Source organism: Zooshikella ganghwensis (assembly GCF_018263875.1).
Lineage (GTDB): Bacteria > Pseudomonadota > Gammaproteobacteria > Pseudomonadales > Zooshikellaceae > Zooshikella > Zooshikella ganghwensis.
Genome location: NZ_JAEVHG010000009.1, coordinates 84,430 through 103,397 on the forward strand (window position 1 = coordinate 84,430; position 18,968 = coordinate 103,397).

The following is an 18,968-nucleotide window of genomic DNA, read 5'->3' on the forward strand; positions in this document are numbered from 1 at the left end:
GGCTCAGGCTCTATTTGTACTTTGACCTGTTTTTACCGCAGCACCAATTAGATGAGCTAAACGGAGGACTTCAGGGACATTGCCTTGGGCAATCAGCTTGTCTATGACTTTCTCTGCAGTCATAGGTGAGCACCCAGCTACTTGAAAGTAAAGTTTATCGTGCTTATAAATTTTACCTGCATCTTCAAGTAATTTTTTTCTCTCTTGATAATCAGAAAAAACATGAAGTGCTTTATCAATCCGTTCTAAATCAGGAAGCTTTCGCATAATAGCAATACATGGTCGTTGTAAATCTGCACTTAATAAAGGTAAGTCAATAATATTAAAACCACCTATCGCTATTCCATCAGTTAATACAACATGGATTTGAGGATAAAACTTACTGTTTTTAAGCATGTTTATTAAGACATATGTTGCATCAACTCCATCCTTTGTCGCTTCTCCCCAGAGCATACCTTCAAAATGTGTATTAGCGCAGATTATTCCTGAGATATTGACAGAACTACCCCGCTCTTTCTGAAAAGGAGCGTCATCGAACCCTATGGCCCTGATGTTTTTATTCAAACGTAAAAGTTCTTTTAGAGGACGCATAATCGTAAATAATTCATTAGTGGGATAAAAAACAAAGATTATATGAGTGAATTAAGCTCACATTAATACAAAACTTTGCATTTATCAGTTTCTAAATTTTATAAGATCACAGCTCTGCAAGTTATACCTAGTGCAAAAGTATAACTGCTTTTATGATCCTTTAAGATGTAAAAATAGGAAGTGTTATGTCTGGTAAACCCGTAGCTCGTGTCGGTGATATGAACGCTTGTGATGATCATAAACCCAACGCAATTAGTACGGGCTCACCCAATGTTTTTTTCAATGGTGTTTCTGTTGCTCGAATGGGAGACAAAACAGCTTGTGATGACACCATTGCTGAAGGTATTCCAAATATATTAGTCAATGGACAGCCTATTGCACATGTAGGCAGTAAGACCGCACATGGTGGTGTCATTATCTCTGGTTCACCGACAATTACTGTTGGTAGCGGTGGAGCAATTGGCACATCTACCGCAACAGAGATGTATAAGGTTGTTTCTGGTGATACTCTTTGGGATATTGCTAAACGCCTTGGTGTCTCTTTAGCTGACCTTATCAAAGCAAATCCACAGATTGTCAATCCTGATGTTATTCGCCCTGGTGATGAAATCAATATTCCAGGTAATGGCCAACAGCCGCAAAGCACGACTTCAGACAATCAAAGTGATGCCCAAAAACAAAAAGCCAGCGAAAAAGAGTTTGGTAGAAAAATAACACATATTGTTATTCACTGTAGTGCAACAGAAGAAAGTAAAGCCTTTCGAGCTGCTGATATTAAACGTTGGCATGTAAGAGATAATGGTTGGCAGGATATTGGTTATCATTATGTTATTTGTCTTGATGGAACGTTGGATAAAGGCCGCTCAATAAAAAAAGCAGGTGCTCATGTCAAGGGTCATAATAAAAACAGTATTGGTATTTGTTTGATAGGAGGGTTGAGAAATGGCAAGCCTGCAAGTACATATACACAGAAGCAATTTACTACGCTTAATTATTTGGTGCATAAACTACTAAATCGTTTTCCGCAGGCCGAAGTTTTAGGCCATAGAGACTTTCCTGGTGTGAGTAAAGCATGTCCATGTTTTGATGTGGCTAGCTGGTGGAGCCAACATAAATCAGACACTATTACAGAAGAAGTATCCACAGAAAATTCACAAAATACTCCGGCTGCAACGGCTGCTGGAAATGCTACCTCAAATAACAGCACAAAAGCACAACATGGCGATGGCCAATCAGATGGTTTATATAATCATTACCATGACTTTAAAGGTGAATGGCCATGGCTGGATATTTCAATTGAACATTTAGCGTGTAAATGTTGTGGAGAGTATTTTCACTGTACACAATCACTAAATATGCTGCAGAAGGCAATGGATATTGCTGGTAAAACCTTTGGGCTAAATAGCGCTCATCGTTGTGTTAAACATAATAAAAGAGTGGGTGGTGCAGTCAATAGTGAGCATCTTAAAATTGCTTTTGATATCAGTCTAACAAGTGCGGATAGACAAAAAATATATAAAGCACTGCAGCAAGCTGGATTTAGTACATTTGGCTTTTATAAACAGTTTATTCACACTGATAAGAGGCCAGGTAGACGCTGGTGGGGTGAAGGTGCCAAGCCTTACTGGTAATCTCGCTTCTAAGGAAATATTTACGATGTAGTCAAAGGGCGTCACCAGCATTAGGAGAAGGCGCCTTTTGTGTCATCGAGCCATCTGCTCTGATTTTGACTGAAATATAAATCACGCGCTTTAAAGTACTAAGTGAGATTTATATTTCAGTGCGCGAAACTGTGTTTATGGAATAAAAGCGCAACTCTCTTTATCCCGCAAAAGAAATGCCATCAAGTATGAAGCAAACCGAATAAGGTTTGAAATAGATTCCCTCTTCACAAAACTTAATCGATTAAGCATAATAGTATTGCGCTGCTAAACCGTTTTAGTATGCTTGGCTTGTGATTGATCTGTATTGGAGTGTTAATGAGTAACCAGTTATGGGTATTGGGAGATGCCGTAGTAGACCTTATCCCAGAGGGAAGAGATCACTATCTTAAGTGTCCTGGGGGAGCACCTGCTAATGTAGCTGTGGCTGTTTCACGTTTAGGGGGTAGGAGCAATTTTATAGGTCGAGTAGGCAAGGACCCTCTTGGACAATATATGAAATCGATCCTAGAAAAAGAGCTGGTAAATACAAAATACCTTTCTTTTGATGCGAATTATCGTACCTCGACGGTCATTATTAACTTGGATGAACATGGTGAAAGAACTTTCAGCTTTATGGTGAAGCCAAGTGCTGATCAATTTCTTGAGTTTAAGGACCTCCCCAGCTTTTCAAAAGGTGAGTGGCTACACTGTTGTTCAAATGCATTTGCGAATGAGCCTAGTCGCTCAACAGCTTTTAATGCAATACAGGCTATTCGAAAAGTTGGCGGTTATGTTTCCTTTGATCCTAACCTGCGTCATGAGGTTTGGTTATGTCCTGAAGAAATGAGGGATGTGATAAAGCAAGTGCTTTTAGTCGCTGATGTTGTGAAGTTTTCTGAAGAAGAGCTGCTTTGGTTAACAGAAGCGAGTGACCTCAAAATAGCTCTAGATAAATTGGAATCGATTGCCATTCCTCTCGTTATTGTCACACAAGGAAAGGACGGAGCATTACTTTGCGTTAAAGGTAAAGCCCCTGTGTTATACAAAGGAAGAGAAGTGAGTGCGGTTGATACAACTGGGGCTGGAGATGCATTTGTTGGTGGTTTATTAGCGATATTGGTTAAACAAGATCACTGGTATACAGAGGAAACAATAAGCGAAGCTATGGTATGGGCAAATGCTTGTGGAAGATTAGTTATTTCAGAAAAAGGGGCAATGACAGCGCTTCCAACACGAAAAATGTTAATAAAAGAGTTATCTATATCTACAGCGAAAGATTTTTAGGTGCGGTGGTTATTAAGTGTCTGGATAAGAAAACCTAAAAATAATTAGTGAAGGGTATACCTGAAATATAAGAAGTAAATGGCTATTAAAGTAAAAAATTAAATCGACTTCAGACTGAGAGGAGTAGCCTGATGAATACTGCTGAGGTTGTAAAAAAACTAATTCCTTTATTGGGTGGCGTTGAAAATATAGCAAGTGCAACACATTGTGCAACACGCTTAAGACTGGTTCTTCATGATGATACAAAAGGAGATAAAGTCGCAATTGATCGACTTGACAGTGTAAAAGGATGTTTTGCGAACGCTGGACAGTTTCAGATTATTTTTGGTACTGGGTTGGTTAATGAAGTATATGATGAATTTATAAAAGAAACTGACATCGAACAAAGTAGTAAAAGTGAAGTAAATTCTATAGCCTCTCAAAAACAAAATATCATACAACGCTTTGCTCGAACACTTTCCAATATATTTGTTCCCATTATTCCAGCAATAGTTGCATCAGGCTTACTAATGGGATTACTGGGTACATTACGAACATATAATCTAGTTGACTCTCAAAGTACATTATTTGTATTACTGGATATTTTCAGTTCAGCAGCGTTTATTATTTTGCCTATTTTAATTGGCTTTACTGCTGCAAAAGAGTTTGGTGGTAATCCCTATTTAGGTGCTACATTAGGCGGTATTTTAACGCATCCTGCGTTGACAAACGCTTGGAGTGTCGCAGGTGGTTTTGAAACCATGCAGCTGTTTAATATGGACATTGCCATGATAGGCTATCAAGGAACAGTTTTTCCTGTTGTGCTCGCAACCTGGTTTATGAGTGTAGTTGAAAAAAATATACGGCGAGTGGTACCAAATGCTTTAGATATTATATTGACACCATTTATTACTGTTGTGATTACAGGCTTTGTGGCCATGATATTTATTGGTCCTGCAGGTAGAGCTTTTGGTGATGGGATCTCATGGGTTCTGAACGTAATGTATACGCATGTTGGCTGGGTTGCAGGGGTACTGTTTGGGGGTAGCTATTCAGCAATTGTTATTACCGGTATCCATCATAGTTTTCATGCTATTGAAGCTGGCTTGCTAACAAATCCTGAAATTGGCATAAATTTCTTGCTACCTATTTGGGCTATGGCCAATGTTGCTCAAGGTGGTGCGTGCCTTGCGGTATATTTTAAAACAACTAATGAAAAAATTAAGTCGATTGCTGTTCCCTCAGCAGTTTCATCATTGCTGGGTATTACTGAAGCTGCAATATTTGGAATTAATCTTCGATTTATTAAGCCTTTTTTTGCTGCACTTGCAGGAGGGGCTTGTGGTGGAGGTTATGTAGTCTTTAGTAAAGTGGGTATGACAGCTGTTGGTTTAACAGGTTTACCTGGTATGGCTATTGTCCAACCAAATAGTTTAATACATTATATTATTGGAATGATAATCGCGTTTACAGTTTCATTTATTATTTCTTACTTACTGAAATATAACACCGAAAATGTATAAAAAAGAACAGTATTATCAGAAGGTTATTACCAGTTTATTGAACGGTATGCACTTCCTTGAGGCTGATTATTATCGGCCTCAATGGCATGTTTCTGCACCCATTGGTTTGCTTAATGATCCCAACGGTCTCGTTCATCATAAAGGAAATTATCATCTATTTTATCAATGGAATCCTTTTTCATGTGAACATGGCATCAAAGCCTGGGGGCACATGATCTCAAAAGATTTAGTGTCATGGAAACATCTTTTTCCCGCACTTATTCCAGAAGAAGAATATGAGTCACATGGCTGTTATTCAGGTTCCGCAATTGTTGTTAATGATCAGATAAAGCTGTTTTATACAGGCAATGTTAAGTTTAAGAAAGGGAGAACAGCCTATCAATGTCTTGCTTTGCTAAATAGTGATGGCAGTGTTCAAAAGCTAGGCCCTGTGATTTCTCTGCCCAAAGGTTATACAGGCCATGTTCGAGACCCAAAAGTGTGGCGGTATGGAGAAAATTATTATGTTGTTTTGGGGGCTCAAGATATCCACAAGCAAGGAAAAGTGATCTGGTATCGATCAAGCGACTTAGAAAACTGGATATTTTTAGGTGAACTGGCTGGCTCAAGGCTTAATGGCTTTGGTGATTTTGGTTATATGTGGGAATGTCCTGACCTTTTTCATTTGAAAGGAAAAGACGTATTACTATTTTGTCCACAGGGATTAACGAAACAATATGAGTGTTTTGCAAACTTATTTCAGGCTGGTTATGTGATTGGGAAACTTAACTATCAAACCAATAGTTACCAGCATGGTGCTTTTCAAGAACTGGATTTAGGTTTTGATTTTTATGCTCCTCAAACCATGGAAGATGAACAAGGCAGAAGAATACTGATAGGATGGATGGGGTTACCTGATGAGAATGAAGCTTATCATCCCACCATAAAAAGTGGATGGATACACCAAATGACTTGCCCGAGAGTCTTAACTTTAAATAATGGCAAGTTGTGTCAGCAACCTGTTGATGAACTAAAAAATCTCCGTAGCGATAAAATAGAAAGCAGCTCTATCGCTAATGATATACCATCTTTTCCAATGATAAGCTCAGAAATGATAGTAAAAGGAGAAGCTAACTATCAGATAAAATTATCTGATGTTATCTTAATAGAAGTTAATAATATTGGGTTAATATTAAAAAGAAAAAATTGGCGTACTCACTCATGGGAGTCTCGAACTTGGCAAGGCACTCTTGATGAATTACATGTATTAATTGATCGTTCAAGTATTGAATTATTCATCAATAATGGTGATGCAGTGCTCAGCAGTCGTTTTTTTTCAAATAAAGAAAGTACCAACATTAGCTTCAATGGAGAGGCTATGATTCATCTTATCTACTGGAAATTATCAAAGTAAGCGTATTGCTTTCGCAAATGGTGATTTGATCGCTCTTGACTACCAAGGATGGTGGGAATGCAGTTTATGCAGGAGCATTTAACTGCAACCCCAGTCACATATTAATATCCACTCATTCCCACAAGATTTTTTGTTCGAGGTGTGTATTAGTAAGTTCTTATGTATGTTGTTCCAAAGAGTAATGTACTAAAAAGTGAATAGTTACCAGTTTTCTAACAATTGATATACAAAGCTTAATACAATCTAAAGTTATGGCGGTGTCTCCAGTATAGCTTTGGCTTTCAGTGTAAATGGGGGTAAGGGTTTTAATAAGGTAACTGACCATCATAGCTATTTTTATTCGTCTATCAAACTAATGTGTTATAAAATAGTCGACTCACATAGGGCTGGCCAGGTGGGTTGTGAAAGAGAAAAAGCGAATAACACTAGCAGAAATAGCGAAAAAAGCTGGTGTATCAAAATCTACAGTTAGTTTCATTCTTAATGGAAAGGCTGAAGCACTAAGAATTAGCGAAACCACCCGTAAAAAAGTGTTAGCGATAGTTGAAGAGTATAACTATCGTCCAAGCATTCATGCGCGTTCATTAAAGTCCAAGCGTAGTTATACCATAGGTTTGGTCATACCCGATCTAACAAACTTAGGCTTTGCCTCAATAGCTAAAGAACTTGAAAAGCACTGCCGAGAAGATGGTTTACAGCTGCTTATTGCTTGTTCAGAAGATGATCAAAGTTTAGAAAAAAAAGTCGTAACTCACCTTGTTGAACGACAGGTAGATGCTCTCATTGTGGGCTCTGCTATGACCAATGATCAGTTTTATATAAAACTCACAAATCAATTGCCAGTTATCCAGTTAGACAGACAGATCGGCAACTCAAGCTTACCACTTGTATGTTCAGATGCCTGTAATGCAACTGCGGATGTAGTAACGAAGCTAATATCAAATACGAGACAAGAATGCTACTTTTTTGGTGGTCAGTTAGAACTGTCACCAAGTAAACAACGACTTGATGGCTATAAATTAGGACTAAAAAGAGCAAGCTTAATACTCAGACCTGGCTGGATTAAGCATGCAGATTATCAGCCTCAATCAGGCTATAAAATGATGGATGAATGTATAAAAGAATTAGGACGTCCACCTTATAGTTTATTCACTGCATCCTATACTATACTTGAAGGGGTTCTGCGTTATTTACGTGATCACCAATTACTCGATTTTGATATAAGAATAGCAACGTTTGATGACTACCATATACTTGATTGTTTGCCCATTGATATAGATTCAGTAGCACAAGACTGTACTTCTCTTGCTTATACCGCTTATACAATTACAAAAAACTTGCTAGATGGTAAAGAAACAAGTCAGACTCAGTTTACTATACCTGCTAAAATCTGTTGGCGATCCAGGTAAGTATACCCAAAAAGAAGGGTATATTAGAACATAAATAAAGAAATACAATACACTTTTATGAATGTAAATAAGTTGTCTGTTCTCATTATTGATGATCAACAAGAATATCAAACTCAAATCAAAAATATATTAAATAAGCTTTCTATTACCAATATTACTGTATGTGAAAATGGCAATATTGGTCTTTCATTACTTCGAAATAAATTTTTTAAGTTTGATCTTGCCATTACAGACTGGTGCATGCCTCTCTATAGTAGAAGAACAATTGAAAGGTTACAAAAGCAATTGTACCGCGACAGCGAATTAAGAGAACTACCGATTAAAAATGGTATTGACTTTTGCCACTATGTGAGAAATGACACAGCTTTATATGAAATGAGATTAATACTTTGCTCAGCTTGTCTTGATGTTGAAAAACAGCAAGGCTTTATTAAGTCTGGTGTTGTTGATGCTTGTTTGAAACACCCTCCAGGATTAGAGGAAATTAAGTACTGCTTGTCTAAGTGGTATAGTTTATGATTTTTACACAAACTATTACATTTTGTAAATTTAAACTTATTAGAATAGAATACTTTTAAAAGAAAAGTGAGATTTATAGATGAAGTTTACTGATAATTTGAATTTAGATGAGATATTCCACTGTGCACTTTCTGCAAGTGAGCAAGGAGATCATGCTCAAGCAATAATACTATTGAAAGAATGTATTCAAAAAGAAGAACGTGCAGTTTATTATTATATGTTGGCGGCTGAACACGCTGAAATAGGACTATATCAATATGCAATTGAGGAAATGAAAATTGCATTAGAAAAAGATCCTAACTTATGGATAGCAAAGTTTCAGTTAAGCTTGTTATATTTGACTACATCAGAAATTGAAGAAGCGGCTACTGTGTGGCTTGAATTGAAAGAAAGTAATGCTACAGATTACTTAAAACTATTTGCTGAGGGTCTCTTACTATTACAGGAAGAAAATATTAGCTTAGGGATAGAAAAATTAGAATTAGGAATAGAAGCAAATAATGAAAATAAACCTTTAAATGGTGATATTGAAAATATAATACAAACAGTTACTGAAAATAACATAAGGGAAGAACAGCAGAATCTTAAAGATGAAAGTGAAGTCTTACTGGAAAGTAAATTAAATAAAGATAGTGCGATAAACAAGATATTTATATCGAAGTATCAGCAAGATAGCAATGAAAATTGATAATAAGTTAGATAGTATATCTCGTATACTATCTAAACTAAGCAATCGAAAATCAAGTGGAACTGATCATTTTTCGGCTAAAATTGAGCAAGAAGAGTCAATAAATGAAGTATTAGCATCAAAGTTTTCAAAAACAAATCTGAATGAATTATCTGATAAAGAACTCTGTAGACAGCTTGTGACAGTATTGTTATTAGAAAAACTAGGCGCAGATTGTGTTTCGGAAGGAATGATTAGTAATGTCACAAAAAAATTCTATGAAATAATCGATACACATAGTAGTTTTATAGAGCTGAGAAAAATTTTACAAGGCTTATAATTATAAAAGTAACTTTTACACTAATGTGTATTTGTTAGGAGATAAAAATTTTGAGCGGATCTCACATATTGCGATATTATGTAATTGTGAGACTCTAGCTTTGGAATAGCTTAAAGTATCAGCAATTTCTTGAAAAGACTCATCAAGTAAGTAGTGATGAATAATAATATGCTTTAATATTTCATCTAAAGATTCAATTGCACGATATATAGATACCGCTAGAGGTGCATCTATTTTACTTGTATTATTGATACTGCTTTCACTTGATACTATAAAACACTCAAAGTCATTTGATAAAAAATATGTGATTCCTAAGTCTATAGTAATATTAATAATTGTTTCAAGGTCTAATTTAACAATAGATTGTGACATTGCATTATTATGCTGATTTTCAAGCTTTCTTTTCCAGTGATAGTAATTTGAAAACTCAGAAAATGTATGTGCAGAATTCAAAATAGAACCTTTAATTCGTAAAGATGCATAAATATCAAAGTTAGAGCCTTTATCTATATTATAGTTTTTAATACTTTCTATAAGGCCTACAAATCCATATTGAATACAGTCATCCAAAGATATCCCTGAAATAAAGACTTTTTTATAATAGATATTTGCAATTTTATTTACGAGAGGGGTATATATTTCAATGAGCTTATCAAAGTTTTCTTTACAAGTATCTTGCTTATATTTCCTCCAAAAAAAATCAATATTTTTTGAGTCTTTAGTCGTCATGAGAATAGACTAAAGCCTCTAAAAAAAACTACCAACGAGAGCGTAAGTGATTAATGACCAACCATCGATTAATACAAAAACTAAGAGTTTTATTGGTAAAGATATCATCATGGGAGGTAACATAATCATACCAACTGACATCAATGTACTTGAAATTAAGAGATCTATAAGTAAAAAGGGAAGAAATATGATAAAGCCAATTTGAAAAGCTGTTTGTAGCTCGCTTAATAAAAAAGCTGGCACTAATGAAATTAAATCAACACTTTGTACAGAGTTTGGCATTTCGCTACCAGATAGCTCAAGAATCATTGCTAGATCTTGCTCTCTGGTATGTTTAAGCAGAAATTGCTTTATAGGTTGAGATGCAATTTCTGCTGCCTGAATAGAAGTAATTTCTCCATTTTTTAAAGGTTGGAGTGCTTGATTATTTACTTGCTGCCAAACAGGTTGCATTGTATAAAATGTTAAAAATAATGCTAATGCTATTAATACATTATTTGGAGGAGTTTGCTGGAGACCTAAAGCATGACGCATCATTGATAAGACAATAATTATTCTGGTGAAAGACGTCAGCATCATTAATAGGGCTGGTGCTAAGCTTAAAACCGTGAGTAATAAAATTACTTGAAGTGGTGAAGAAAGATCACTACTTGTATTGTCAAAGCCGATAGATAATCCAGAGATATTAACAACTTCTGAGCTGCTAGCAATTGGAACAATACTTAATAAGATTAAAAGGATGAATATCTTTTTAATCATGATGTCTGATCACTTATAGACTGAGATGATTGGGAGAGAGGTACTATTTGATTATAATTACTATTATGGGAAACAATAAAGTTCTGGTTTTCTATCTTAATAATAGTTATAGTATTTTTAGAGTCTAGTTTCTTTTGATCAATGATTTTAAAATCAAAAGTACTTTGATTATTATTTTTTAGTAAAATTTTATTTTTATAAAAGATGAGAATGCCTGCTATTAATAAAATGGCACCAATAGTTACACTATACTGCGTAAGCTTATAGTTTTCAGTTACTGACTCACTCTTAAAAACAAGTTTTTCATTATTTTCTGGTATTTTATCTACTGTGGCAAAAACCGTAGTAGATAAAGAGTACAGTAAAGCCAAAACGTACAAGCTTTTCATAAAGTATTCTCAAGAATATTAATAATACGGATACCAAAGTTATTATTTACAACAACAAGTTCTCCTGTTGCGATGGTATGTCCATTAACCTTGAGCTCTAAAGGCTGATCAATTAATGTATCAAGTGTAACTACATCATTTTTTTTCAGTTCAAAAAAATCTGAAACAGACATTTCAGCAGAACCTAGCTCTGCTTCGATTGAAATATTTAAGCTTTCAATAATAGATGGCTGAATTCTATCAAAAAGAGACTCTTTGGGCGAAGGAGTATCATTATTTGTATAACTTACTTTAGATAAATCAATAGATTCATGCTTCATGGGTAACCTCGGAATAACTATAAAATTTTGTCAACAATGTAAACAGCTTTATTATCTTTATCACTACATGGTTTGCATGTAAAAACTTCTTTTTTCTCATGAGATTTGAGAAAAAGGGTATTGCCAGAGAGAGTATCTAATGAGATTACATCACCAGTACGTAAGCTATTTAGTTCTTTGACTGTTAAAGAAATAGAATCACATGTAGCTTTCAATATTATAGTTTTATCTGAGATAGTATTAAGTCTACTTGTTAGTTGAGTTTTATTATCTTTTATTACTGGTAGCTTTAAAATTGGTTTAATAAACGAAGAAGGGAGGAGTAAAGAAAAATAATTATTTTCCGATATAAAAAGCTTGATAGTTAACCACCCACTGCCAAACTTCAGAATATTTGATTGCTCAACATCGATATCACTCAGTGAGCTAACCTTTAAAACAGTTAATAAGTCTGAAAGACACTCATTAAGGATTGATTGACAGAGAGGGTGTGTAAGTTGATCATTGGAACATTCATCTTCAAACAGAGAGCTGTATAATACTTTATTCCAGTTATCAAAACCGTAAAAAGGAATGTTAAACTTATTCTTTATTTCATTTTTTTTATCAAGTAATAAGCTCTCTGTTGGTATATCTACTGCTAATGATGAATCACATGAAATAAACCACTTTTTAACCCATTTTGAATAAAGAGAGTTAAAGTGACTCACTAGTGAAAATAAATGTTCATTACTATAGAGTGTTAGAGGATAAATCAATGCTATTTTCCTCGAGCACTGTTATAAAGTTCTTCAATCATTTTATTAGTTACACTAAGTACTTGAGAGCTAGCTTGGTAACCTCTTTGCACTATAATAATTTCAGAAAACTCATGTGACATATTAACGTTTGATTTTTCGATGGAGCCACCCTTTATTGTGCCAAACATTTTTTGGCCACCATGACCATAAACGATTTCAGATCTCTCTTGATAGACAAACATACTATTACCAACAGAGGTTAAATATTGATCATTAGGTAAATTTGCTAATAGTACATGTAAAGTATCTTGCTTATCACCGTTTGTGTATTCAACAGACAGTTTACCTGTATGGTCAAATGATAAACCTTTCACCTGACCAGCTTCTCTTCCATCTTCAGCATTGAATGCGACAGATGAATTAGCTGAAGAATAGCCTGTTAAGTTAGCGAAAGTACCAGACTGACCTATATTTAGTTTAATTGATTGGTTGTCATCAATTTTGACTGATAAGTTAGCACTATCCGCATGCGGGGAGCCGTTACCGTTAAACTTTATCGTATGAGTTGCAAGTGTTTCAGTTTCAGATTTTTTTACTGCTACAGTCCACTCATTACCCGTTTTTTTCGTAAAGCTAAAATAAAGAGTATGTTTCTCTCCAAGCTTATTAAAATAAACGGCTTCTAGTTTTTCTTCACCTTCTGCAGGAACTTTTGTTCCTGTTGCAGCACCTGCATTCAAGTTACCTTTGAGTTGGATACTTGTAGTTGATTGAGGTGAACTAATATTATAGTGATTTAGATTGAAGTTTTGAATATTTCCATCACGAATACCTAATACTTTATATCCTGTAGACTTATCAACTAACTGCCATTGATCAAACTCAAACTGCCCTGCACGAGTAAAGTATTCACGCTCTCCATCAGTTAGCACAAACCAGCCTTTACCATCGATGGCTAAGTGAGAGTCCTGACCTGTACGACTAATATCACCTTGAGTTAGTTTTAAGGTTTCTCCTGTGTAATGAACTCCACCACCTTTGTTCTGGTCTGATAGCATATCTCGGAAGTGAACAGAAGTGCCCTTAAAACCAGGTGTGTTGATATTAGCAACATTATGGCTAAGATTATTTAAAGAGTGGGAAAAGCTTTGTAACCCAGAAAAACTTTTATAAAGAATACTTAAAGTTGACATTGCTTGGTTATCACCGAACAATTGAAATCATTGATGGTTTGATATCAGGAACAAGTTCACCATCTTCTTTTTTGATGGTGAGAAGTGGAGTATTTTGTACAAAGCGTAACGTGGTTACTTCACCTACATGTTTTTGATTATCAAATACGGCTTCGACTGTTTTTCCAATTAAACCAATAGATTGCGTATTAGCTGAAAGTTGGGTAAGTTCAGTTAAGGTATCTCTTGTTGATCGCTCTAACTCAAGTTGTGAAAACTGAGCTATTTGTGCCATGAACTCACGGTTATCTACAGGATTGAGTGGATCCTGGTAATTTAGCTGAGTAATGAAGACATTGAGAAACTCTTCAACACTAATAGTATTATTTTGTACAGACTGATTGGTTGAGTTTACTTGTCCTACTGCATCTATAGTCATGGTGTATGTACTGCCAGTTTTTCTTTATACTTTTCACGAATATATTATTAGCGAGGTTATACCTTTGATTTAGGTATATACTTCGTTATATGGAAATAGTTGTATTGACACCATTGATTACAACAGAGTCAATCTTTACATTAAGCTCTTTGCTCAAAGACTTAATCTTCGAAATAAGTTTCTTTTTGTCTTGGGACTCTTGAGATACATAATTTCTTATATACAGCTTTAACTTACCGTCGCTATCATATAAAAGTTTTGCGCTTTCAACAGGCAACAGTCTTGACATTGTTTCAGAAAGCTTTGTTGTTACTCTTGTTTTGCTCTTTGAAACGAATATATCTGCATCTTTTACAGTCAGTAAGCCTGTTTCGGCTTTGCTGTCTGATATAAGGTTTTTCAGTCCACTATTATAACAGTCAATATGTTTATTAGATAGTGGAACATCTATCTGAGTTTTACTAACAACAAAACCTGTATTTATATTATTACGTACCATTTTAGATTCAAGATTTGCTTGGGGAAGAGTCGCGTTTATATGCTTACTACTAAGAGATTCTTTTGATAGACGACGGCTTTGATCGTTTACAGAAGATTTATTTACAAACTGTAAAGTTTCCTCCCATTGTTGTAGCACTTTTTGCTTTTTATTCTTTTCTTGGGTGTTTGAGTGACATGTCTTAAGCAGGTTAAAACTATTGTGTATTGTGGCTTTCACTGTTACTCACTTACATAAAAGGATTGAGTAATATAAAGTTCCAAATTTTCTTCGATATCTATGATTTCTAAAAAAAGCTGATTCTCTTTCATAGAGTTTGCAAGCTTTTCAGTCAGTTTAGTTTTGGTATATAGCTCTTTGCAAAGTATTTGATGAGTAGATCTATAATCATTATTAAGCTTATCTTTGATTGATAAGAGCTGTTCTGACTTTAGAGAAAGTTTATGGTAGTAGCCAAGCAACTGTTCATGCTTATCTGCTTGATAATGCTTAGGACTTGTTAAGATGCTATCTAGCATATTCTCTAGTAATGTTATTTGATCTTGATTGGTTTTAAGTTGAGAACTATTTGATTTCAACATCCTAGAAAGATGATCAAGTAACTGTACATAACCCTGAGTACGCTCTGAGCACTTCAAAAGTAAGTACTTTATAAATGTAATTTTTTTACTTGATATTAGCTTCATTAATAGGACTATCAGTTCATAAGTAGCTGCTAATACGCTTGAGTACTTCAGCTCTTACTGCATGTTTATCTGTATAGAGGATGGGTTCAAGTTTCTTGTATAAAGAGATAGTATGATCATGTTCTTGATTTTTACCTTTTTCATAAGCACCTAGCTCTATCATCTCACGAATTTGGTTGTATTCAGCCAATGATTTTCTAAGACGATTGATGATATTCTGCTCGTAATCTGATGTGAGCCGGTTATAAAGTCGACTTACACTTTGCATTAGGTCAATTGAGGGATAAAGGTTTCGATTAGCCGTTTCTCTGGACAGTGTTATATGACCATCAAGTATTGAGCGAACATGATCGGCAACAGGTTCATTATGATCATCTCCCTCTACAAGAACACTGAATATACATGTAATCGAGCCTTGTTTTTTAAAGTTTCCTGCGCGTTCAGCGAGCCTGGCTATCGTTGCGAAAGATGAAGGAGTATATCCTCTGGATGTCGGTGGTTCACCTACTATAAGTCCTAGTTCTCTTTGTGCCATTGCGAGGCGTGTAATAGAGTCCATCGCAAGTAAGACATCTTTGCCTTTTTTACAAAAGTATTCTGCTATAGACATGGCCGTATTTGCAGCCATAATTTTCATTATGGGGGGCTCATCTGCGGTTGCAACAACTATAATTGCGCGTTTTCGTTGTTCTTCAGTTAAAGTGTGAAAGATAAATTCATTGACCTCTCGTCCGCGCTCACCAATTAAAGCTATAACGATGATATCTGCAAGCTGAGTTTGGGTGATTTTGCCCAATAAGGTGCTTTTTCCAACACCACTGCCAGCAAACAAACCAATACGCTGTCCTTTACCAAGGGGTAAAAAAATATCGATTAAGGGAATACCTGTTTCTAAGCGCTCACCGATTAACTGTCGGTGTAAAGGATTTTGAGCAGCACCTTCGAGGCTGATATTTTCTCCAATATCAATTTTTTCAGAACCATCAAGCGGTTCACCAGTGCCATTTATAGTACAGCCAATTAATGAATTGCTGAGTGTTATTGATGGAAACTTCCCTTGAGCAATAACACGGCTACCCAGCCGAATACCAGTAGTTTGACCAAACGGCATTAATGTGAGTTTACCATTATTAAATCCAATAACCTGGGCCGAAATAGGCTGTTGGTTATGATTGGTGATAGTGCATAGCTCACCCAGTGCGGCATCAGGACCATCACTTTCAATAGCATAGCCACGCGCTTGGGAAACAAGGCCTATTGGGGTAATTATTGAGGCTCTTGTTACGACTGACTCAAATTGTTCTATTAGACTAGTGAGCATTTCTACTTGTCATCGAATAAAAAAGAAATACTTTCAAGTAAACTGGATAACTGATTACTTAGTTGAGCATCCCATCCTTGATATTGACTCTTTAGAATACAGCCACCAGCCTGTATTGAGTCATCAACAGCAAATGTCAGTTTGACTGGCTTGGCTTTAGCTTGTATTTCGGGAGTACAAAGTTTGATTCTGTTGTAATCATACCTATGTAAATAGATAACAAGTTCGTGTTGATTATCAACAGTTTGTATGGCTTGGCTAATGAGTGCAACAATGGTTTCTGACTTCGTGTAAGCTTCACCCAAAATTTTGGTTAACGAAGATTGAAGCATCGTGAATAAAGCATACTTATGACTTTCGAATTCTTTTAAAACTTTTTGCTTTAATAAGGTGCAACATTCATTCAACGAATCATTGAGGTCACTGAATTCTTGTTTTGACTTCTTAAGACCTTCTTCAAAACCTGCTTTATAGCCTTCACGTCGCGCATTTTGGTATTGGCTTTCAGTTGTTTCAGATAGATCTTTTTGTACCTCTGCTAGCTTGTTTTGAAGAGCTGTATTTTCAGATCTTAGCTGATCAATAAGCTTGTGTAGCTTATCCATGTGTTCATGATGTTCTTCTAAAGAAATTTGACTGTTGTCGCCATCGGCTAAGCTATGGGCTTCCTTATTTGACTTTCTTATCAGTTCATCACGAAAAATTTTTGTCATGAAGAGACCTCAGTTTTTACTAACGTATCTTCAATAAGTCTGTTAAGCGCTTCTTGTGTATGCTTTGTAATCTTTCCATTAGCCTCAGCATAACCGTTTACTTTATCGATTGCATAGTTATATAAAAAGGGTGGTAAGCCTTCGAATGCTGTCATGCATTTATTTTGAACACAGCTTTCTCTTTGTACATTGCTGTTTTTGGGAAAATAGTTGTTGCTACTAGCGGTATCATCACTCAAAGTAAATGCTGAAGTGGCTTGATTTATTAGCTCATTAGTCTCGTCAAAAGACAGCTTTGCATATTTTGCTTTGCTAACAGTCTTTAAAATAGACTTAATCCGGACACGTTGTTTTTTTTCGAGCTTACGTAGTATCCAGTAACGATCAAGCCAGCTTAACTGAGCCAGCTTAAGTGCAACTATTTTTTCAGAAGGCAGTTCATCGTTCATTTGAATCCACCTTTAGCCAATTCTTTACTTCAAGTAGTAATTGCTGTCTTTCGTCTTTTGTAAGTCGCTCAGGTTTTTTCTTTCTAATGGTAAGTAAAACGATTAGAAATAAAGTAATACCGGTTAGTGAAAAAACAAGGGACACGACTTCTTTCTTTTCAAGAACTTTATCAGCCAGGGTTTGAAAGAATGTATTTTCGGAATTAGGCGTATCAAAAACAGGCTGTGGATTATATTCATCGTTATTTGCTTTTGACTCAGGTAGTTGCAATGCAGGGATAACGCTAACTGAAATGCTGTCACCGCGGCCAGGTTGTAAACCAACAGATTTGGAAATTAAATCTGTGAGCTTATTTTGATCTGTGTTGCTTATCTCAGATGATAATAATACTGCTACCGTAATAGATTTTATTGTACCTGCAGGTTGCTTTTTAGTTCTTGTTTCTTTCGAGAACACATACTCTCTTCTTATATGTTCATCTGTGAGTCTGTCAGTTAAAGCCATATCATTTTGCTTATCTTTAGCAAATTGATACTTTTTATCCTCTACTGTTTGTCTAACGATTACTTTGCCATTTTCACGCACAGGAATAGAACGTTCTTGATGGATTGACTCACTGACCTGATTTAATGCAATATCAATATTAACGGTGTACTGGCTGTTAGCGACAATTCTTCTTAATAAACGCTCTACTTTCTTTTGATAGAATAGCTCTAAATCTCTTTTTTGATTTATAGTGCTAAAAGCAGAAAATTTACTAGCGTCAGTAGATAGTTGTTGTCCATTTTGATCTATGATTGTAACTTGGTTAGCCAATAGGTTTGGCACTGCTGATGCTACAAGGGTACGTAAACCTTCGATTTGCAAAGGACTAAGTTTTTTACCAGGGTGTAACGCTAATGTAACCGAAGCTTTTGCTTTAGACGAGTTTGCTCTAAATGCCCTGGTTTCAGGTAACACTATATGAACTCTTGAAAATCTTACTTCTTCAAGTGTATTGATAGTTCGAACAAGCTCTCCTTGAAGTGCGCGCTGATAATTGATTTTCTGCGCAAATTTAGAAATTCCATAGTCTGCTTGGTCGAATAACTCAAGCCCTGGTAGTTGATTTTGCTCTAACCCACTATTAGCAATTGCTAAGCGAGCTTTGTGTAGCTGATCAGGATCAACATATAAGCTATTCTGATCATCAATCGTATAATCGATACCTGAACGATTTAACTCTTTAACAATCAGACTTTGCTCTTGTTGTGATAAGTTACTGAAGAGTAAAGAGTAGTTTTGAGAAAATAATAAAAATAAAGATATTGCAGCAAGCAAAAGAATTGCTACTACAAGTAAAATAAATGAAATTCGATTCTTTTGGCTAATGCTATGCCAGATATTCATAAAAGTATTCATCA

General features: G+C 35.5%; 22 protein-coding genes. 8 read left to right on the forward strand and 14 right to left on the reverse strand.

Annotation, left to right across the window (positions count from 1 at the left end; all coding sequences use genetic code 11):
* Positions 1–3 precede the first annotated feature (3 nt).
* Positions 4–591 (reverse strand): endonuclease dU, encoded by a 588-nt coding sequence (locus tag KHS79_RS13780; protein WP_212719807.1) that lies wholly within the window; start codon positions 589–591, stop codon positions 4–6.
* A gap of 185 nt (positions 592–776) precedes the next feature.
* Between KHS79_RS13780 and KHS79_RS13785 the strand changes: the two genes are divergently transcribed.
* The 8 genes from KHS79_RS13785 (at position 777) to KHS79_RS13820 (ending at position 9,348) form a co-directional block, all read left to right on the forward strand.
* Complete coding sequence (locus KHS79_RS13785; RefSeq protein ID WP_212719808.1) at positions 777–2,222, forward strand: PAAR domain-containing protein; 1,446 nt, start codon at positions 777–779, stop codon at positions 2,220–2,222.
* 348 nt (positions 2,223–2,570) lie between these two features.
* On the forward strand, positions 2,571–3,518 hold the full coding sequence (locus KHS79_RS13790) for an aminoimidazole riboside kinase (protein ID WP_094789194.1): 948 nt from the start codon (positions 2,571–2,573) through the stop codon (positions 3,516–3,518).
* A 131-nt stretch (positions 3,519–3,649) separates the two neighbouring features.
* Positions 3,650–5,020, forward strand: coding sequence for a sucrose-specific PTS transporter subunit IIBC (locus KHS79_RS13795; protein ID WP_094789195.1), 1,371 nt, complete (start codon positions 3,650–3,652; stop codon positions 5,018–5,020).
* Positions 5,013–6,413: a glycoside hydrolase family 32 protein gene (locus tag KHS79_RS13800; RefSeq protein WP_212719809.1), complete on the forward strand. Its 1,401-nt coding sequence runs from the start codon at positions 5,013–5,015 to the stop codon at positions 6,411–6,413. The genes KHS79_RS13795 and KHS79_RS13800 overlap by 8 nt, the downstream gene beginning before the upstream one ends.
* Before the next feature lie 401 nt (positions 6,414–6,814).
* Positions 6,815–7,822 carry a LacI family DNA-binding transcriptional regulator gene (locus KHS79_RS13805; protein ID WP_027707483.1) on the forward strand — a complete coding sequence of 336 codons (1,008 nt, stop codon included), beginning with the start codon at positions 6,815–6,817 and terminating at the stop codon, positions 7,820–7,822.
* Between the two features lie 57 nt (positions 7,823–7,879).
* Positions 7,880–8,341, forward strand: a complete 462-nt coding sequence (locus KHS79_RS13810) for a response regulator (protein WP_094789198.1) — start codon at positions 7,880–7,882, stop codon at positions 8,339–8,341.
* Positions 8,342–8,420: 79 nt separating this feature from the next.
* A complete protein-coding gene (locus KHS79_RS13815) occupies positions 8,421–9,029 on the forward strand; it encodes a tetratricopeptide repeat protein (protein WP_094789199.1) in 609 nt (202 codons plus the stop codon).
* Positions 9,019–9,348, forward strand: coding sequence for a hypothetical protein (locus tag KHS79_RS13820; protein ID WP_094789200.1), 330 nt, complete (start codon positions 9,019–9,021; stop codon positions 9,346–9,348). Before KHS79_RS13815 ends, KHS79_RS13820 begins: the two co-directional genes overlap by 11 nt.
* Positions 9,349–9,363: 15 nt before the next feature.
* Here the strand turns inward: KHS79_RS13820 and KHS79_RS13825 are convergent, their stop codons facing one another.
* From KHS79_RS13825 to fliF, 13 genes are all read right to left on the reverse strand, one after another.
* Positions 9,364–10,077, reverse strand: coding sequence for a sigma-70 family RNA polymerase sigma factor (locus KHS79_RS13825; RefSeq protein ID WP_212719810.1), 714 nt, complete (start codon positions 10,075–10,077; stop codon positions 9,364–9,366).
* Between the two features lie 18 nt (positions 10,078–10,095).
* Positions 10,096–10,836, reverse strand: coding sequence for a flagellar type III secretion system pore protein FliP (gene fliP, locus KHS79_RS13830; protein WP_027707488.1), 741 nt, complete (start codon positions 10,834–10,836; stop codon positions 10,096–10,098).
* Positions 10,833–11,225, reverse strand: coding sequence for a hypothetical protein (locus KHS79_RS13835; RefSeq protein WP_094789202.1), 393 nt, complete (start codon positions 11,223–11,225; stop codon positions 10,833–10,835). The genes fliP and KHS79_RS13835 overlap by 4 nt, the downstream gene beginning before the upstream one ends.
* Positions 11,222–11,545, reverse strand: a complete 324-nt coding sequence (locus KHS79_RS13840; protein ID WP_051311025.1) for a FliM/FliN family flagellar motor switch protein — start codon at positions 11,543–11,545, stop codon at positions 11,222–11,224. The genes KHS79_RS13835 and KHS79_RS13840 overlap by 4 nt, the downstream gene beginning before the upstream one ends.
* A 17-nt stretch (positions 11,546–11,562) precedes the next feature.
* Positions 11,563–12,303, reverse strand: a complete 741-nt coding sequence (locus KHS79_RS13845; RefSeq protein WP_212719811.1) for a FliM/FliN family flagellar motor switch protein — start codon at positions 12,301–12,303, stop codon at positions 11,563–11,565.
* A 2-nt stretch (positions 12,304–12,305) separates the two neighbouring features.
* Positions 12,306–13,478 (reverse strand): flagellar hook-basal body complex protein, encoded by a 1,173-nt coding sequence (locus tag KHS79_RS13850; RefSeq protein ID WP_094789205.1) that lies wholly within the window; start codon positions 13,476–13,478, stop codon positions 12,306–12,308.
* Positions 13,479–13,488: 10 nt separating this feature from the next.
* Positions 13,489–13,896 (reverse strand): flagellar hook assembly protein FlgD, encoded by a 408-nt coding sequence (locus tag KHS79_RS13855; protein WP_212719812.1) that lies wholly within the window; start codon positions 13,894–13,896, stop codon positions 13,489–13,491.
* Between the two features lie 85 nt (positions 13,897–13,981).
* Positions 13,982–14,614 (reverse strand): hypothetical protein, encoded by a 633-nt coding sequence (locus KHS79_RS13860; protein WP_094789206.1) that lies wholly within the window; start codon positions 14,612–14,614, stop codon positions 13,982–13,984.
* A 2-nt stretch (positions 14,615–14,616) separates the two neighbouring features.
* Complete coding sequence (locus tag KHS79_RS13865) at positions 14,617–15,081, reverse strand: hypothetical protein (protein ID WP_212719813.1); 465 nt, start codon at positions 15,079–15,081, stop codon at positions 14,617–14,619.
* A gap of 16 nt (positions 15,082–15,097) precedes the next feature.
* The gene (locus KHS79_RS13870; RefSeq protein WP_094789208.1) at positions 15,098–16,402 is read right to left on the reverse strand and encodes a FliI/YscN family ATPase; all 1,305 of its coding nucleotides are present in this window, start codon (positions 16,400–16,402) and stop codon (positions 15,098–15,100) included.
* A 2-nt stretch (positions 16,403–16,404) separates the two neighbouring features.
* Entirely contained in the window at positions 16,405–17,115 is a 711-nt protein-coding gene (locus tag KHS79_RS13875) for a FliH/SctL family protein (protein WP_212719814.1), read from the reverse strand.
* Complete coding sequence (locus KHS79_RS13880) at positions 17,112–17,564, reverse strand: hypothetical protein (RefSeq protein WP_212719815.1); 453 nt, start codon at positions 17,562–17,564, stop codon at positions 17,112–17,114. The genes KHS79_RS13875 and KHS79_RS13880 overlap by 4 nt, the downstream gene beginning before the upstream one ends.
* Positions 17,554–18,966 carry a flagellar basal-body MS-ring/collar protein FliF gene (gene fliF, locus KHS79_RS13885; protein ID WP_094789211.1) on the reverse strand — a complete coding sequence of 471 codons (1,413 nt, stop codon included), beginning with the start codon at positions 18,964–18,966 and terminating at the stop codon, positions 17,554–17,556. The genes KHS79_RS13880 and fliF overlap by 11 nt, the downstream gene beginning before the upstream one ends.
* Between the last annotated feature and the right edge of the window lie 2 nt (positions 18,967–18,968).

Bases quoted from the DNA above. Each gene is read 5' to 3' on its own strand.
- KHS79_RS13840 (WP_051311025.1), bottom strand. From the start codon at position 11,545: ATGAAGCATGAATCTATTGATTTATCTAAAGTAAGTTATACAAATAAT.
- KHS79_RS13855 (WP_212719812.1), bottom strand. From the start codon at position 13,896: ATGACTATAGATGCAGTAGGACAAGTAAACTCAACCAATCAGTCTGTA.
- KHS79_RS13780 (WP_212719807.1), bottom strand. From the start codon at position 591: ATGCGTCCTCTAAAAGAACTTTTACGTTTGAATAAAAACATCAGGGCC.
- KHS79_RS13875 (WP_212719814.1), bottom strand. From the start codon at position 17,115: ATGACAAAAATTTTTCGTGATGAACTGATAAGAAAGTCAAATAAGGAA.
- KHS79_RS13865 (WP_212719813.1), bottom strand. From the start codon at position 15,081: ATGAAGCTAATATCAAGTAAAAAAATTACATTTATAAAGTACTTACTT.
- KHS79_RS13785 (WP_212719808.1), top strand. From the start codon at position 777: ATGTCTGGTAAACCCGTAGCTCGTGTCGGTGATATGAACGCTTGTGAT.
- KHS79_RS13795 (WP_094789195.1), top strand. From the start codon at position 3,650: ATGAATACTGCTGAGGTTGTAAAAAAACTAATTCCTTTATTGGGTGGC.
- fliP (WP_027707488.1), bottom strand. From the start codon at position 10,836: ATGATTAAAAAGATATTCATCCTTTTAATCTTATTAAGTATTGTTCCA.
- KHS79_RS13825 (WP_212719810.1), bottom strand. From the start codon at position 10,077: ATGACGACTAAAGACTCAAAAAATATTGATTTTTTTTGGAGGAAATAT.
- fliF (WP_094789211.1), bottom strand. From the start codon at position 18,966: ATGAATACTTTTATGAATATCTGGCATAGCATTAGCCAAAAGAATCGA.
- KHS79_RS13835 (WP_094789202.1), bottom strand. From the start codon at position 11,225: ATGAAAAGCTTGTACGTTTTGGCTTTACTGTACTCTTTATCTACTACG.
- KHS79_RS13810 (WP_094789198.1), top strand. From the start codon at position 7,880: ATGAATGTAAATAAGTTGTCTGTTCTCATTATTGATGATCAACAAGAA.
- KHS79_RS13790 (WP_094789194.1), top strand. From the start codon at position 2,571: ATGAGTAACCAGTTATGGGTATTGGGAGATGCCGTAGTAGACCTTATC.
- KHS79_RS13800 (WP_212719809.1), top strand. From the start codon at position 5,013: ATGTATAAAAAAGAACAGTATTATCAGAAGGTTATTACCAGTTTATTG.
- KHS79_RS13850 (WP_094789205.1), bottom strand. From the start codon at position 13,478: ATGTCAACTTTAAGTATTCTTTATAAAAGTTTTTCTGGGTTACAAAGC.
- KHS79_RS13820 (WP_094789200.1), top strand. From the start codon at position 9,019: ATGAAAATTGATAATAAGTTAGATAGTATATCTCGTATACTATCTAAA.
- KHS79_RS13880 (WP_212719815.1), bottom strand. From the start codon at position 17,564: ATGAACGATGAACTGCCTTCTGAAAAAATAGTTGCACTTAAGCTGGCT.
- KHS79_RS13870 (WP_094789208.1), bottom strand. From the start codon at position 16,402: ATGCTCACTAGTCTAATAGAACAATTTGAGTCAGTCGTAACAAGAGCC.
- KHS79_RS13815 (WP_094789199.1), top strand. From the start codon at position 8,421: ATGAAGTTTACTGATAATTTGAATTTAGATGAGATATTCCACTGTGCA.